The 14,266-nt window shown below is 64.7% G+C and carries 16 protein-coding genes; 4 read left to right on the forward strand and 12 right to left on the reverse strand.

Annotation, left to right across the window (positions count from 1 at the left end; genetic code table 11):
• Positions 1-92: 92 nt before the first annotated feature.
• Entirely contained in the window at positions 93-1,085 is a 993-nt protein-coding gene (locus tag FV242_RS02055; RefSeq protein ID WP_147937748.1) for a DUF808 domain-containing protein, read from the forward strand.
• 249 nt (positions 1,086-1,334) lie between these two features.
• Here FV242_RS02055 and FV242_RS02060 read toward each other — a convergent pair whose 3' ends face one another.
• From FV242_RS02060 to FV242_RS02075, 4 genes are all read right to left on the reverse strand, one after another.
• Entirely contained in the window at positions 1,335-2,063 is a 729-nt protein-coding gene (locus tag FV242_RS02060; RefSeq protein WP_147937749.1) for an SDR family NAD(P)-dependent oxidoreductase, read from the reverse strand.
• Positions 2,060-2,695: a DUF938 domain-containing protein gene (locus tag FV242_RS02065; RefSeq protein ID WP_147937790.1), complete on the reverse strand. Its 636-nt coding sequence runs from the start codon at positions 2,693-2,695 to the stop codon at positions 2,060-2,062. Before FV242_RS02065 ends, FV242_RS02060 begins: the two co-directional genes overlap by 4 nt.
• Positions 2,696-3,284: 589 nt before the next feature.
• A complete protein-coding gene (locus FV242_RS02070; protein ID WP_147937750.1) occupies positions 3,285-3,575 on the reverse strand; it encodes a hypothetical protein in 291 nt (96 codons plus the stop codon).
• A gap of 188 nt (positions 3,576-3,763) precedes the next feature.
• Positions 3,764-4,015, reverse strand: a complete 252-nt coding sequence (locus tag FV242_RS02075; RefSeq protein WP_147908551.1) for a PilZ domain-containing protein — start codon at positions 4,013-4,015, stop codon at positions 3,764-3,766.
• 176 nt (positions 4,016-4,191) lie between these two features.
• Here FV242_RS02075 and FV242_RS02080 point away from each other — a divergent pair, with 176 nt between their 5' ends.
• Positions 4,192-4,392, forward strand: a complete 201-nt coding sequence (locus FV242_RS02080; RefSeq protein ID WP_147937751.1) for a hypothetical protein — start codon at positions 4,192-4,194, stop codon at positions 4,390-4,392.
• Positions 4,393-4,874: 482 nt separating this feature from the next.
• On the opposite strand, the gene FV242_RS02085 is transcribed toward FV242_RS02080, so the two are convergent.
• A complete protein-coding gene (locus FV242_RS02085) occupies positions 4,875-5,099 on the reverse strand; it encodes a hypothetical protein (RefSeq protein ID WP_147908549.1) in 225 nt (74 codons plus the stop codon).
• Between the two features lie 604 nt (positions 5,100-5,703).
• Here FV242_RS02085 and FV242_RS02090 point away from each other — a divergent pair.
• On the forward strand, positions 5,704-5,958 hold the full coding sequence (locus FV242_RS02090) for a hypothetical protein (protein WP_147908548.1): 255 nt from the start codon (positions 5,704-5,706) through the stop codon (positions 5,956-5,958).
• Positions 5,959-6,513: 555 nt separating this feature from the next.
• Here FV242_RS02090 and FV242_RS02095 read toward each other — a convergent pair.
• The 4 genes from FV242_RS02095 to FV242_RS02110 all read right to left on the reverse strand — a co-directional run bounded on the left by FV242_RS02095 (position 6,514) and on the right by FV242_RS02110 (position 7,852).
• A complete protein-coding gene (locus tag FV242_RS02095; protein WP_147937752.1) occupies positions 6,514-6,810 on the reverse strand; it encodes a hypothetical protein in 297 nt (98 codons plus the stop codon).
• A 62-nt stretch (positions 6,811-6,872) separates the two neighbouring features.
• On the reverse strand, positions 6,873-7,085 hold the full coding sequence (locus tag FV242_RS02100) for a hypothetical protein (protein WP_147937753.1): 213 nt from the start codon (positions 7,083-7,085) through the stop codon (positions 6,873-6,875).
• Positions 7,086-7,183: 98 nt separating this feature from the next.
• Positions 7,184-7,567, reverse strand: a complete 384-nt coding sequence (locus tag FV242_RS02105) for a VOC family protein (RefSeq protein ID WP_147937754.1) — start codon at positions 7,565-7,567, stop codon at positions 7,184-7,186.
• A 45-nt stretch (positions 7,568-7,612) separates the two neighbouring features.
• On the reverse strand, positions 7,613-7,852 hold the full coding sequence (locus FV242_RS02110) for a 3',5'-cyclic-nucleotide phosphodiesterase (RefSeq protein ID WP_147908544.1): 240 nt from the start codon (positions 7,850-7,852) through the stop codon (positions 7,613-7,615).
• 1,184 nt (positions 7,853-9,036) lie between these two features.
• Between FV242_RS02110 and wrbA the strand changes: the two genes are divergently transcribed.
• Positions 9,037-9,690 carry an NAD(P)H:quinone oxidoreductase gene (gene wrbA, locus FV242_RS02120; RefSeq protein ID WP_147937755.1) on the forward strand — a complete coding sequence of 218 codons (654 nt, stop codon included), beginning with the start codon at positions 9,037-9,039 and terminating at the stop codon, positions 9,688-9,690.
• Here the strand turns inward: wrbA and FV242_RS02125 are convergent.
• The 3 genes from FV242_RS02125 to FV242_RS02140 form a co-directional block, all read right to left on the reverse strand.
• Complete coding sequence (locus FV242_RS02125; RefSeq protein WP_147937756.1) at positions 9,687-9,920, reverse strand: hypothetical protein; 234 nt, start codon at positions 9,918-9,920, stop codon at positions 9,687-9,689. The genes wrbA and FV242_RS02125 overlap by 4 nt on opposite strands.
• A gap of 488 nt (positions 9,921-10,408) precedes the next feature.
• Positions 10,409-12,454 (reverse strand): hybrid sensor histidine kinase/response regulator, encoded by a 2,046-nt coding sequence (locus tag FV242_RS02135; protein WP_147937757.1) that lies wholly within the window; start codon positions 12,452-12,454, stop codon positions 10,409-10,411.
• The gene (locus FV242_RS02140) at positions 12,454-13,962 is read right to left on the reverse strand and encodes an ATPase domain-containing protein (RefSeq protein ID WP_147937758.1); all 1,509 of its coding nucleotides are present in this window, start codon (positions 13,960-13,962) and stop codon (positions 12,454-12,456) included. The genes FV242_RS02135 and FV242_RS02140 overlap by 1 nt, the downstream gene beginning before the upstream one ends.
• Positions 13,963-14,266: the final 304 nt, after the last annotated feature.

A 14,266-nucleotide genomic window follows, 5' to 3' on the forward strand; every position in this document is an offset into this window, starting at 1 on the left:
GCGGCCTTGTCGCACCGACCTCCCTGTGTGACGGATCAAATCCGGTCGCGGTTCGTCTGTCTGGCGGACCGATCTTTGACGAGGGAAGACCTGTGAGCGTTGGATTGATCGCCCTGCTGGACGATGTCGCGTTCATGGTCAGGGCGGCGGCGGCATCCCTCGACGACGTGGCGGGGCAGGCCGCGAGGGCCGGAACGAAGGCGGCCGGCGTCGTCATCGACGATGCCGCGGTCACGCCGCGCTACGTCGTCGGCTTCGCGGCAGAACGCGAGCTGCCGATTGTCGGCAAGATCGCCCTGGGATCGCTCCGGAACAAGCTCCTGTTCCTGTTGCCCGGTGCCCTCGCACTCAGTGCCTTCGCGCCTTGGGCGATCACGCCGCTCCTGATGCTGGGCGGCGCGTATCTCTGCTACGAGGGTACCGAGAAGGTCTACGAGGCCCTCTATCCTCATCACGCGCACGGCCCCGACGCGGAAGGCCTGGGCCACCCAGGGAGCGATCAGGCCCGGGAAGACAGCCGCGTCGCGAGCGCGATCAAGACCGACTTCATCCTGTCGGCCGAGATCATGGCCATCACCCTGGCCGCGCTGCCGGAGGGCACCTTCTGGATGCGGGCGGCCGTCCTGGCCATCGTCGCGCTCGGCATCACCGTGGGGGTCTACGGCGTGGTGGCGCTCATCGTGAAGGCCGACGACGCAGGCCTTGCCCTCGCTGGCAGCACGGCGGGACCGCCGTTCGGAAGTCTCGTCCGTGGTCTCGGACGCGGGGTGGTTTATGGCATGCCGATCCTGCTCAAGATCCTGGCCGTCGTCGGCACGGCGGCGATGATCTGGGTCGGTGGCGGGATCCTGATGCACGGGATGGAGGCCTACGGCCTGTCGGCCCCGGCACATACCGCGCATCAGGCCGCGGTCGGCGCAGCCTCATCCGTCCCGTTCGCCGCGGGCATCGTCGAATGGCTCGTCACCGCGATGGCGTCGGGCCTGATCGGGTTGGCAGTCGACGGATTGTTGATCCCGCTCACGGGCTTCGTGCTGGCACCGGCGTGGCGGACACTGTCGGGCGTGTGGAGGCGGGGCGTTTGACGCTGAAGTTTTAGTCCGTCGCCGAAGATCTCAGAGGACAATCGACTATAGCTCATGCCCTCGAACCGGCGAGGCGCCGCGCGCCGCAAAGATCTTCCGTGAGGCTGGATTTGCGACTCTATTATATCCATCCTCGCTTGCTGTAATGTGTGCTGAGCGGTCGACGGATGTCGCTATCGAGGGGTTGCAAGCAGCGTTTGCCGGCCCAGCAGTTGGCCACCACCGGGCGTATCTCGGTCGGTACCGCGTTCAGGCTGGGATCCGCGTGCCGTCCCAGGCGAAGACGCCGCCGGTGTCCTTTGCCGCGAGGCTATCGAGCACGCGGAGGAGATGAGCCGCGCTCACGTCGGGCTGAACGACGCCGTGGGCGTTGGGATCCGACCGAAAAGGCCGCGACAACTCGGAAGCGACCGTCCCCGGATGCAGGCCGACGACGAGTGCCTCCGGCCGGGTGCGAGCCACTTCGATCGCAAGGGTCCGCAGGATCTGGTTCAACGCCGCTTTCGACGCGCGGTAGGAGTACCAGCCGCCCAAACGGTTGTCCTCGATGGATCCGACCCGCGCCGACAACGCCGCAAACACGCAGCGTCCCCGGCGCGCCAGCAAAGGCACGAAATGCTTCGCCACGAGCGCCGGGCCGATCGTGTTGACCGAAAAGACGGTCGCCATCGCGGCGGGATCGAGCGCCTTGAATGTTTTCTCAGGCAAAACGCCGTCTTGATGAAGGAGTCCGGTTGCTACGATGACCAAGCCGACAGGTCCGGCCGCACCGATGCTTTCCGCAGCCGCAGCGATCGTGGCCTCGTCACCGAGGTCGATCGCAACGGTGCGGACGCCATTCGGTGCTAACGGCTTCGAGCGGGAGAGCGCGAAGACCGAGCTGTAGGCTTGGTTCGCCGCGAGGGCGCACACGAGAGCCTGGCCTATCCCTCCCGAGGCACCGATGACGACCGCGCTCGTCGAGGCGGAGGCCGTCATCGCGCAGATCCGCCACCGTTCGCGGAGGGGCAATCCAGCTTGCGGAAGATCAGGCTGAGATTGTTGGCGGGCATCGCGACGCGCTCAGAGAGACGGAAGCCGTGCCTGTCGGCGGCAGCTGCAACAGCCTCGATGTCACGCACACCCCAAGAGGGGTTCCGCATGCGCAAGCTCTCGTCGAAGGCGGCGTTGCTCGGCGCGGTGTGGGCATCATTCTCCCGAAACGGGCCATAGAGATAGAGGATTCCACCCGCAGGTAGCGTCGCGCCCGCACCGGCCATCAGCCCGATGGTCGCGTCCCAGGGCGCGATATGGATCATGTTGATCGCGACGATCGCGTCGGCCTTGGCTATCGGCCATGGCTGCCGGGCCGCGTCGAGCGCCATCGGGGACCGGAGGTTCGAGAGTCCCGAAGCAAACGCATGGGCGACGATGCTGCGCCGCGCCGCCTCGTCCGGATCACTGGGCTGCCAGTCGAGGGTGGGCATCGCACGAGCGAAGTGAACGGCGTGCTCGCCCGATCCGCTTGCGATCTCCAGAACGAGGCCGCTCGGCGGAACAACGCGCTTCAGGACTTCGACGATCGATGGGGCATTGCGCTCGAAGGCGGGCGAGAACAGCGCATCTGACATCGGGAACTTCAAGCGACGATCCAACGGGGCCACGTCTCGTTCCACGGCAGCATGGCTGTTTTTGGCGGCTCGCGCACGGTCTTCGATGACGCGCATGGGCGTCTGAGTGGCGGGCCACTCCACGAGCCCCGCAGCGCGGCCGCCGATGCTTCAAACGCGCGAACTTCGGTGCCCTCCACCAGGGTGGGCGCATCCTCCCCGTCGTTCCCGATCCCGCGTTCCGGCCGTCGATCTTCGGATGCCCGCGAGACATTTGTAAGGTCAGCAGGCCGCCGGACGTACTCGCACGTGCCGATCCGCGCCGCGTTGTCGAGCCGAAACGCGTCACAGCCGGCCGCGCAAGGAGGCAGATCCGGGCTGATTCAAGACGTCCGAACGGAACGGGTTGGCCGTTCCTGCGCTGGACCACCACCGTCCCTAAACGTACATCGCCGCCGCCGACGAGCTTGCGGATTGCGTTCCAGGGCCGTCGGCCCCTCGAAACCGAGCCGTGTCCAGAATATCTCTTCGCGCCTGTGACACCTGGCCCAGGCCGGCAGCGCGGCGAAGGCCGCGCGGTCCGCGGTCCTGTAGTAATCAAACCGGACCTCTACGCGACCTTGTTGCGACGCGACGACGTATTCGCCGATGTGGGCGACACGGCCTTGGCATGGTCGGCGGCCGCCCGGAGGGCCGCCACCATCGCGTCCGCCTGTTCGTCGAGGACCGTTACATCGCCGCCGGCGCGGGCACTGCGCCACCCGATGAGAAGGCACGCAAGCCCGGTCGCGACGCTGGCGACTAGCGGCGCCGTGAGGAGCGCCGCCAGGGGACTCAGCGGCGCGAGGACGATGGCCGTCACCAGACCGCTACCGATCGCCGCCGCTATCAAGAGGATCATCGGAGGCTCGCCCGACATGCGCGGCAGACCACCTCCACCGACCGTCCATTAACCACTATGGCGAAACCGTTAACGAGTGGTTAACGACAAGATCTGCAGCGAAAAGATGCTTTAGATCCTTGTCTATGGCCAAGGTTCGATCAGCATCGAGCGCCTGAGATTGACCGACGCAGGGGGCGGGTCGCCGGTCATTCCATCAGGTCGGTCAGGGCGCCGATCTCATCCGAGCTTTTCCAAACGGTCTCGCACCCGATCACCTTCTCGGTGGCATCGAATATCAGTGTGAACTTGTCCGGGATGCGCTCCGTACCGTCGAGCCGGACCCGAACGCCCCATTTCGAGATGTCATGGATCACGCAGGGAATTGCCGCCTCATCGGGCACGGTGATGCGTCCCATCATATTGATGGAGACACGACGAGCCGATCTTTGATTGTCCATGGGATCACTCAACGCAGGGCTACGTCCAGTATAGGCCGAGGATCCTTCGTGGGCGGTTCGCCATTTACATCAAATTTGACTTATTCGGGTCGGCTGCGGACGATCGACGCGGTGACAGCCTCGCCAATTGAGCATAGCATCGGGATGATTTCTGGCTGTGCGCATCATGGAGGCAGATGTTCGTCCCTCCCGATCAGCGATCTGTCCCGCCCCGGTGGGAGCCGCCGCGCAAACCCTCACGGGATGCCAAGCGAACCGAGAACGCTGCCGTCACGCTCATCATCCTGATCTCGATACTCGGCTTGTTCGCGCCGATTGCGGGCGGGACGCTGATCGCCGTGGTCGCCGCCGTGATCAAGTACCTCTCTCCGCACTGAGCCCGATGAAATCCGGTGCCACGGCTGAAGAACGGGACCGAACTGGCCCGAGCGGTAGCGGCGACTGCATGCCGGCACGGCCTGACGGGTTCAAGAATACGTCCGGCAGGGCGCGCTGACTTTAGCCTGTGCCGGTTTCGGCTCCGCCCGGTGGCCCCGGCACGGTGCCTGCTGCGCCCTGCCCTCCACCCGGTTGCGTATGGATGGCCCACAACATGATTGGGCCTGGCCGCGGACATCCGTCGCGACCTGCACGTTGACCCGATCGTCGGATTCGGCCGCGTTCGTCGAGACCCGCAAGGCTGCGCCCCGGCACGCTGACCGTAGCTCTCCGTGGCTGCAACGCTCAGTTGCAGCCGGCTCCGGGGGGCGTCAGGGGGAAGACGGTGGAGGCCACCATCGACGGTCCGTCATCCGCGCTGCCGTCACCGCTGCACAGGCGCGAGAAGAACGACTCGGCACCAGGTTTCGATCAGGTCTCGTCACCGGTCGGCGTCAAAGGCGCGTGGCCCTATCGGCTCGCACGAGACGAACAGGCTCGCAAACCAAAACAGCGTCATAGCCGCAATCGCTGCCGCCGTTCCGACCAACGGGCTGACGAGCAGCGCAGCCAGCACGCCGTGTTTCCACATCAGGGTGAGTGCGATGAGCCAGCCGAGGCTCGCCGCGACCGTCACGCGGAAGATGCAGCATTCGGATGCCTGCATGGGGATCTCCTTCCATGTTGCAACTAGTACGTGCAATCATGGATCCCTCACTCAATGTGTTGGAATACTGAGGCGTGGGCGTCTCGCTAACGCTGTGATCATCCTGTCACATCGACCCAAGCGGCCCGGGCATCATCTCGCCCCCTGGCGCCATAGAGGCCTGAGACACCTTCAGGCGCGGCACCCCCGGCGGCGGTCGCTGCGACTGCGCAAGCCGCTTTCGCTGGACGCGCTGCCAGGCGCGTAAAAAGGGACGGCGCCATGCGATCTCGATCGCATGGTCCTGCGGTGACAGCACCGTCGAACAGGGATCCGACGTCTTCGCGCCTCGGTCTGCCGCGGCGCTCGAATATTTCGGTGTGGCGGCCGTCATCGGGGTCATCCCTTCGCGTTTCGGGGGTGTCCTGAGGGTCACTCGCCGGATCGCCTCGGTCGTCGCGGCTCCGTTCTGAGGAACCTGGCCCACTGGGCAGGCCACATGGCTGAGGGGACGACTACTCGCTCCCGGAAACAAATATCGAGCGGTCGCCGGTTCCGTTAAACGCACCTTTACCCTGCTAAAGCCCCCATGAAACGCAGTGTGGCCCGGCCTCGTACTAAGTGAATGATCGACGTGCCTATCGTACCGGCCGAGCCGATGTCCCAGAGCGAGGACGCGCTCACCCACATGTCGCAGGCAGCCTTCGTGGCAGCGTGGCAAATCTTTGTGGGAGAACCACCGGCCATGATGCTGGACAGCCGATCCGCGATGATCCGGCTTCTAGTCGAGAGCACGCCGGCAGCGCAGCTGGAACAGCTTAGCGAACCCGCGCAAAGCCACCCGACGGGTCATAAGGCGTCGGTGCGCGCAATCCCGTGACACGCGCGTGGAGCCCGGCTGGCAAGGCCGAGCCGAAGGATGTCTCGCATCAGCGCGTCCAATGATGCTGCACGAGTGCGGGGCACTCAAGGCCCAGGAATAGGCAAGGCCCGCCCGGGTGTTCCCGTAGCGGGCCTAATGCGAGCGCGTCGGCGATTCCGTTCCGTTGGCGCTCAGCTCCCCAGCCGATCGCCAGGAGCATCCTGCTACAACATGGTTAACAACCTGTTGACTTGGGCCGGTCAAATCATCATGCGCAGGCTGGTCGTCAACTTAGAGGACTATCCGGAGTGTTTCTCCGTTTTACAAAATCCTGGTTGCTATTCAGAGCCCGGCATCAGGGCAAGGAGCTATAAGGTTGACCGCTATTCGGAACGACAACTAACTCGGCAACGGGCGTCGTTGCGACGCCGGTTGCCCCCTGCCCTTCGCAGACTCGATGCGTTGGATCGCTCGTCGCCCAGGTCAGCGTCGCGCTCGTCGGCACGGCCATCAGATGGCCGATCGCTGGAACGGGGTAAGCCCGCAGGCGGATTGCCTACGGGCCAGAAATCGTCAGCAGTTGTCGTCGCCCGGCTTCACCGGCTGGCCCTCGGGGGCCTTCTTCTCGCCCTTGTCCGCCATGGTGCCGGCGCCGGCGTTGTTCATCTCGCCGACCGTACCGGGCGACTCACCCTTGGCGCCTGGCGTCACCTTAGCGGTCGAACCACCTTCGACGTTCGAGCTGGTGTCCTTGGTCGTAGGGCCATTGGCGCTGGTGGTCGTGCCCACCTTGCACGGGGCCGCGAAGGACGTCGTCGCGGTCAGCGCGAGGATGGCGACGGTGCCCGTCAGCGTAGCAATACGTGGCATGGTTCCTCCTGATTTCGTGAGGGAGGAAGACGCAAAATCGAGCGATAGTTCCGTCAGAAGCTTCAGTCTTCGCGGCCGCGCTCGACGGCGACGTCATTGGGCTCCAGGAGCCAATCCGGGAGGATCGGGACGACCTCTCCAGCTACCTCGCCGGCGGTCTTCAAGGCCGCTTCCGCCTTCGACTCCGGACTTTCGGCCCGAACCTCGGCGAACAGCTTGCGCGCGAGGTGGTCCAGCTCTTCGTCCGATAACGTTTGGCCTGGCTCGACCGACATGGGCTGCCTCTCGATAACGGTTTCGCCGGCACTGCCCCGCCGCCCGATCTGAACACGGGTTGGCGGGACAGTCGCCTACGTCGCCAAACGAACGGGTCTCAGCCTGCGATCCGGTGGAGGGCACAAAGTTTGTTGCCGTCCGGGTCGCGGAGATACGCCAGGTACAACCGGCCGGAGCCGCCTTGGCGTTCACCCGGCGGATCTTCCACCGAAGTGCCACCGTTCGCGACGCCCGCATCGTGCCAAGCTTTGGCCTGCTCCGGGCTATCCATGGTGAACCCGATGGTGCCGCCATTCGCGCCACAAGCGGGATTTCCGTCGATCGGCTTGCTGATCATCAAGCGTGCGCCTTTGTGCGTGTAGATCAGGCGTCCCAGCGCGTCCTCTGCGCCGGAGCCGGCGCCGCTTGCAGAAAAAAGCGCATCGTAGAACGCTTTCGATCGCTCCAAATCGTTGCTGCCGACCATGATATGACTAAACAAATCGATCTCCCGGTTTTTTCGGTATTACCTATTTTGACGATAAAATTACTTGCCGCCGCCGCTCTTGTACGCATCGATCGCGCTGCGGCAATTCGGTGACATCTGGCTCATGTTCTTCTTGAAGCAGGCGTCCATCTGCGGACTATTCGGGTCGATGCCGGCGCAGAACGTGATGGCGTCACCCGCACAATAGGTCTGCAGATCCGCATTGCCGCGCTTCGGGGCTTGTGCCGAGGCGGGGACGGCGATGGCGACGAGGCCGAAGGCGAGGATGAGCGTGCGCATTTTTGATCCCTAACCGAAGCGGTTTGTAGCGCCCTAACGAACTCAGCGCCGGTTTTATCCCTCCCCAAACCGGATCTCGCCGTCGGCGCCGTAATTGGGGAGGCATTCAAGGGCGGATGCACCCTCGGCCGATCAGGATTCGCGCGTGCATTGCGCCCTCGGACAGCCGTCTGCGCCGTGCCCGACAACAGCAGGACCGGCCAGCCGACCTGCGCCCCGCAGGCCGGTGCCGCGCCCTCTTATCGGTAGCCGCCGCCCGGCAGCCGGCCATGGAAGGGTGTATTCCGGCAGTGTCCCCACGGGCCGCGCCAGTAGCCCGGAGGGCACCCGTTCCCGGCACGAACCTGATACCAGCCCCCCGGGAGAGGACCGGAGTAAGGGGTGTTCCGGCAACGCCCCCACGGACCACGCCACGCGCCTGGTCCGCAACCGCCCGCGACACGGGTAACCGGAGCCGCGCCGCCTAGGTCGGCCGCGATCGGCATCGCTTGTGCCGTTGCGACCGGCAGAGCGGTGAGAGCTGCGGCAACAATCATCGTGTTCATCATCGTCATGATTGTCTTCCTTCCTGTCCGATCACTGAGGTGCTCGCGTCAGCCGTCCAGACAACTTGGAAGTTGTTCGGTCAATGCATTAAATATTGGCTATGAAACGAAATGGTTTCGTAAAATACGACGATGCCATGCGAATGCGACTAACAAATCAGCCGAAGCGAGCGAGGGATTTTACGGTCCGTGCCTTGCCGGGCCCTGACCTGCAATCCAAGGGCAATTTACCATCGTGCTGCAGGTCAGAGCGACGGAGCCGGTGCCGAGGTTCGGCATCGGTTACGTGTGCTCGGACTGGCCCAGGAGCCATGGCGCCACAGGCGCGGACCTATTGGGTAGAGCATCTGTTGCTACCTCGGATCCGCAAACGTGGATCAGCGAGGTTCTTAGGTGGCAGAACGGCCTTCCAGTCGATACGGCCAGCGCGGCGGTCCCAGCAGGGCGCTTGTCTGCGGGATCATCGGTGGCCCAAGTCTCAGGCAGACCGTGCTGATGGCTGGCCCGATGGTGAAGTCGCATCGAACCACCGGCCGTGGAGCCGTGGCTTCAGCAGGCTGCGGAATTGCCGCCAGATCTGACGCTCGCTCGTCCGACCCGCAACCGCCGGCCCATGGCACCAACCCGTAGGAGCGTGCTGTGACCGATTCGACTCCCACCTCAACCCGACTGTTGATCGTCTACTACTCACGCAGTGGCAGCGTGGAAGCGCTCGCAGGCGCCGCAGCGGAAGCTGCGCGGGATGCTGGCGCGGACGTGCGTGTACGCAGAGCGCGCGAAGTCGCCGACGCGGCCTCCATGGCGAAAGTCGACGGGTGGACAGAGAGCGCCGCCCGACAAAACAGCCTGTACGAGGCTCCCACGCACGAGGATGCCGAGTGGGCTGATGCAATCCTGTTCGGCACACCCTGCTACTTCGGAGCGATGGCGACCGAACTGAAGAACTACCTCGATCTGCTCGGTCCACAATGGAAACGCGGGTCGTTGGCCGGCAAGGTCGGTGGTGCCTTCGCAGCCGCATCCTGGCCGCATGGTGGATCCGAAGTCGTCACCCTGTCGCTGTATGCCCCGATGGCGCATCTGGGCATGGTCATCCTGCCGACCGGCTACACCGACGAAGTGATGCTCGAAGCGGGATCACCCTACGGCGCGTCTACCATCGTGGGTTCGAAGAACCAGCCACCCCGGATGGAAGATTTCGATGCAGCCCGCCATCAAGGTCGGCGAATGGTGGCGATCGCCGGTGCGTTGATCACGGCTGGCGAGATGCCGAGCCGCCGTACGGACAGCTAGGCCAAGCCGTCCTTGGCGGCGTGGTCCGGATCGTCCGGTTGGCTTTCGGCATCTTTGACCACGTCCTTGTTCCCGGGCTCGCGCCCCTTCCTTTTTTCGGGCACGTCGTCGTTTCGGCTCTGCACCGTGGGCGGCACGACGCTCACAGCGTGGTGTTCGTCCGTTTCAGCCATCATACGCCCTCGAATATCGACCGGATCAACGCTTTGATGTTCGAACCGCTCGCTCAAGCCGATCGCTGGGTTCGGTGCCGCTCGTGCCGCCATAGCGCGACGGCGACGCGACGCGCTTCATAGGATCGCCGAAGCGGGGTCCCGAGCCCGCCCTGGCCTTCCGGGGCATAGGCGTACATCAAGACGCCCTCCGGACCGTAGGTTCGGCGCATCTCGGCGCGCCAAAGACCGTCTGCTGTCGTCAGGGCAGCCTCCGTGAGGGCGAGGCGGGCGCGGTCGGGTGCAGGCGGCGGCTGAGCGATCATCTCGCCCAACGCGCCGATCCTTTAGAGGGTCCCTCTTCACCAACCTGAACGGGTACCGTTTCGAACGTAGGCTCGGGCCTTACGCCTGCGCCCGCGATCGGCAGCGGAAGTTGGCGTGTCGATCCACGGTCAGTCCTATGGTTTTCGCATCGGCGTTTGAGTGAAGAAGAATATCATCCGACAAAATAAAAATTCGCAGTGATCGACCTCGATTATAAAAGTATCAGATCGTCACGATCCTCAGCAACGCTTTCCTCCGAGGACGAGACGGAGTGAGTGGGCCAGTTCATCGCGCCGGTATGGTTTGTTTAGGACAGGAAGATCGCCGCGCCCGAACACCTGTCCCTCTTCGAGGTTTGCCACGTAACCCGAGGTCAGGAGGACCTTGAGGCCGGGCCGGAGGCGCTGCGCCTCGATGGCGACCTGCGAGCCGTTCATGCCGCCCGGCATCATCACGTCGGAGAACAGGATGTCGATCCGCTCGACGCCCTGGAGGTGGACGACGGCCTCGGCGGCGTTGCGGGCCACCACCACGCGGTAGTGGAGTTCCTCGAGGCTTTCGACGGCCATGCCGAGAACCTGCTCGTCATCCTCGACCAGAAGCACGGTGTCGCCTTCGGTAGCCCGACGAAGCGGGAGGGTGCCGCCGCCGGTGCCAACCTCGTCTCCGGCTGGCTCGGCCGAACGTGGGAACAGGAGGCGGAACGTGGTGCCGACACCAAGCTCCGTGTCGATGCCGATGAATCCACCTGCGCTGCGGGTGAAGCCGTAGACCTGGGACAGGCCGAGGCCTGTTCCTTTCCCGACCTCCTTCGTCGTGAAGAATGGTTCGAACACCCGAGCCATCGTCTCGGGGGTGATGCCGCTGCCCTGGTCGATCACAGAAACTTCGACGTAGGCCCCCGGCGGTACGCCCTTGCCGGCAACCGCCGCGGTATCGAGGTGCAGGTTCCGGCTCCGCACGACGATCCTTGAGCCACCCCCCTCCATTGCGTCGCGCGCGTTGACGACAAGGTTCAGGACCGCCGCCTCGAACTGCGCCGGATCGATCCGGATCGGGTCGATGAGGGCGTCGAGATCCAACCGGAGCTCCAGTGCGCCGCCGACCGCCCGCTCGGCCAGCGGCTTGAACTCGGTGAGGAGGCGGTTCGGGTTGATGGTCTGGGGCCGCAGCATCTGCCTGCGCGAAAACGCCAGGAGTTGCTGGGTGAGCTGCTCGCCGCGCCGCGCCGCATTCATCGCGGCTTCCGCTAGGCAGACGACGCGCTCGGTGTTCTCCGGCTTGCGGATCATCATGTCGAGGCCGCCCACGATGACGGTGAGCAGATTGTTGAAATCGTGCGCCACGCCTCCGGTCAGCTGCCCGATGGCTTCCATCTTCTGGGCCTGGCGCAGGGCCTCCTCGGTGTTTCGCTGGTCGGTCCGGTCGACGACGATGCCAGCCATACGGACAGGGCGTCCGTCGTTTCCATACTCCACCTGACCCTTGGCCGCGATCCAACGGATCGCGCCATCGGCCCGCGACATCCGGTATTCGATGTCCAGTGTCCCAGTCCCGACCGCCGTGGCGAAAGCGGTCTCTACCAAGAGCCGATCCTCCGGCACGGTGTGGTTCAGAAACTCGGCCATGCCCCACGACGCAATCGGCACGTCGTAGCCGAAGATCGCATCGTGTCGGCACGAGCGTCGTGCCGTATCGTTGACGAGATCGAGATCCCACGACCCCATGCCGGCGGAATCCAGCGCGAAGGCCAGGGTCTCGCGCGCCGCTTCCACCTCGCGCGTACGCTCCTCGACACGACGTTCCAAAGTCTCGTTCGCGATGCGCAGCCGCTGCTGGGCATCCTCGCGTTCCCGGATATGCTGCCGAGCCTGGTATTGGCGGCGGCGGACTCGCAAGGCCGAGGAGACCGCGCTGAGGAGCGTTTCCGCGTTGATCGGGCGTTCCAGCAGGACGACGTTGCCGAGGCGTTCGATCATGGCGGCGGCCGAGGAGGTGCGTCGTCCGGCCTGCCGCGTCGCCAGCATGATGAAGGGGAAGTCCGACCACGGCGGCTGGGACGAGACCCACGCGTTCAGCGCTGTGGGATCGACGTCGAGAAGCGCCTCTTCCGTCACGATCGACGTCGCAACGGAGGTTCGTAGGCCGTCGAGCCATGCGGCGCCATCGGCACAGACGGTGGTGAGGACGTCGGATTTGTACAGCAGCTGCGCCATGACGATCGCGTCGCGTCCGCGCGGCGCAAGGATCAGGACGCGTTCCCCGTCAGGGTCGAAAGACGGCATCACGGCGCCTCCGCCGCGTCGCCGCTGGGGATCAGCGCCACCTTGCCGTCGTAGGTCGGCAGGCCGGACAGGATGCCTTGGAAATCGGTCAGGGCGGCGCCGACCTGCAGGCCGATGGGGGAGAGCTTGAGCTCCCGAATGGTGCGCTCATGCGCGTTGACGCGGCTCTTCACCACCGAGAGAGCGGTCCGAACCGAGCCATTGGACTCAAAGTACCGGAACAGGAGGATGCCGTCGCTGAGATAGCTGAGGTCGATATCCGATCGGACGTCGCCGATCACGCCGTGCTGACCGAGAACCAGCAGGGTCGTTGCGCCCTTCTGGTTCAGGTAGTTCAGGAGTTCGTGCATCTGCAGGACGAGGTGTTCCTCGCCGGGCATGGCGTGGATATACGCGTTCAGGCTGTCGAACACGACGAAGCTGGCGCCCCGCGTCTCGACGGTGCCGCGTACCCGGCAGGCGAATTCACCGGGCGAAAATTCGGCCGGCTCGATCTCGTCGATGACCAGCCTGCCGCTGGAAAGATGCGCGTCGAGGTCCATTCCCAGCGCCCTGGCGCGCGTGAGCATGGTCTGCCGACCCTCGTCGAACAGGAAGTAGGTCGCCTTGTCCCCGCGATCCAACGCTTCCAGCATGCAGCGGACCGCCGTGGTGGTCTTCCCGACCCCCGAGGGACCGAGCAGCAGGGTATTGGTCGAGGGAGCTAGCCCTCCACCCAGGAGAAGGTCGAGCTCATGCGAGCCGGTCGATGCCGGGGTCATATCGAACTTCGCGTCATGATCGTTCGCAACGAGGCTGGGGAAGACTTCGACGCCGCCGGTATCCAGGACGAAGTCGTGCATTCCGCCGTGGAACTTAACGCCGCGCATCTTCAGGACATTGAGACGCCTGCGTGCGGCGCCGAAACCGCGCCGGATCTGCTCCAGCATGATCACCCCGTGGGCGATGCTGTGGAGCTGGACGTCAGCGGTCCCATCATCGAGCAGGAGAACCGTGCATTTCCTGGACGCGAACATCTGCTTCAAGGCCAGGATCTGGCGCCGGTAGCGGAGGGGGTTCTGGGCCAGCAGGCGAAGCTCGGACAGGCTGTCGAAAACGACCCGCTGCGGTTTGAGGCTGTCGACGCGGTCGATCACCTCGCGCACGGTTTCTCCGAGTTCGACCTCCGACGGATGCAGGACGGATTGCTCGCTGTCGGGGTCGAGGCCGAGTTCGTTGACGAGTTCGTAGACCTCAATGCCGTCCAGAGACCACCCGTGCGTCCCGGCAGCGAAGGAAAGCTCGTCGGCGCTTTCCGAAAGGGTGACGTAGAGACCCTTTTCCCCGTGGGCGACGCCGTTGAGGAGGAACTGAAGGCCAACGGTCGTTTTGCCGGTCCCGGGCGTCCCTTCGAGCAAGTAAAGGCGGCTGCGCGTTAGCCCACCATCGAGGATCTCGTCGAGGCCATCGATCCCCGTCGACAGGATGTCGCGAGGCCGGGGGACGTGCGTCGTAACGAAATCGGCCATCGGGCCCCATCTGGATAGCGGCATCCGGCTCCCGCATCAGGAGCTCCCGGGTACCTTGGGAGACGTGTTCGGACGACAACTCCGGCTTGGCGGTTTGGTCCCATCGCAATTGTCATGACGTGAGCCCGGATTTGTCGTGGGGCAGCAGCCCCCTAACAGGGCTTCGATCACACCGACGACGCCGTGGGTGCAATCGTTGCGCGCGGCGGGACGAGGCCGGTCAGCGCATCGGCACGAGCCTGGACCGCCGCGCTCGGATCCGACGCGTCGCGTCACACCCCGGTCCGGGAAGCGCCCGCCGTAG

The sequence above is a fragment of the Methylobacterium sp. WL64 genome (genome assembly GCF_008039945.1).
Classification (GTDB): Bacteria; Pseudomonadota; Alphaproteobacteria; order Rhizobiales; family Beijerinckiaceae; genus Methylobacterium.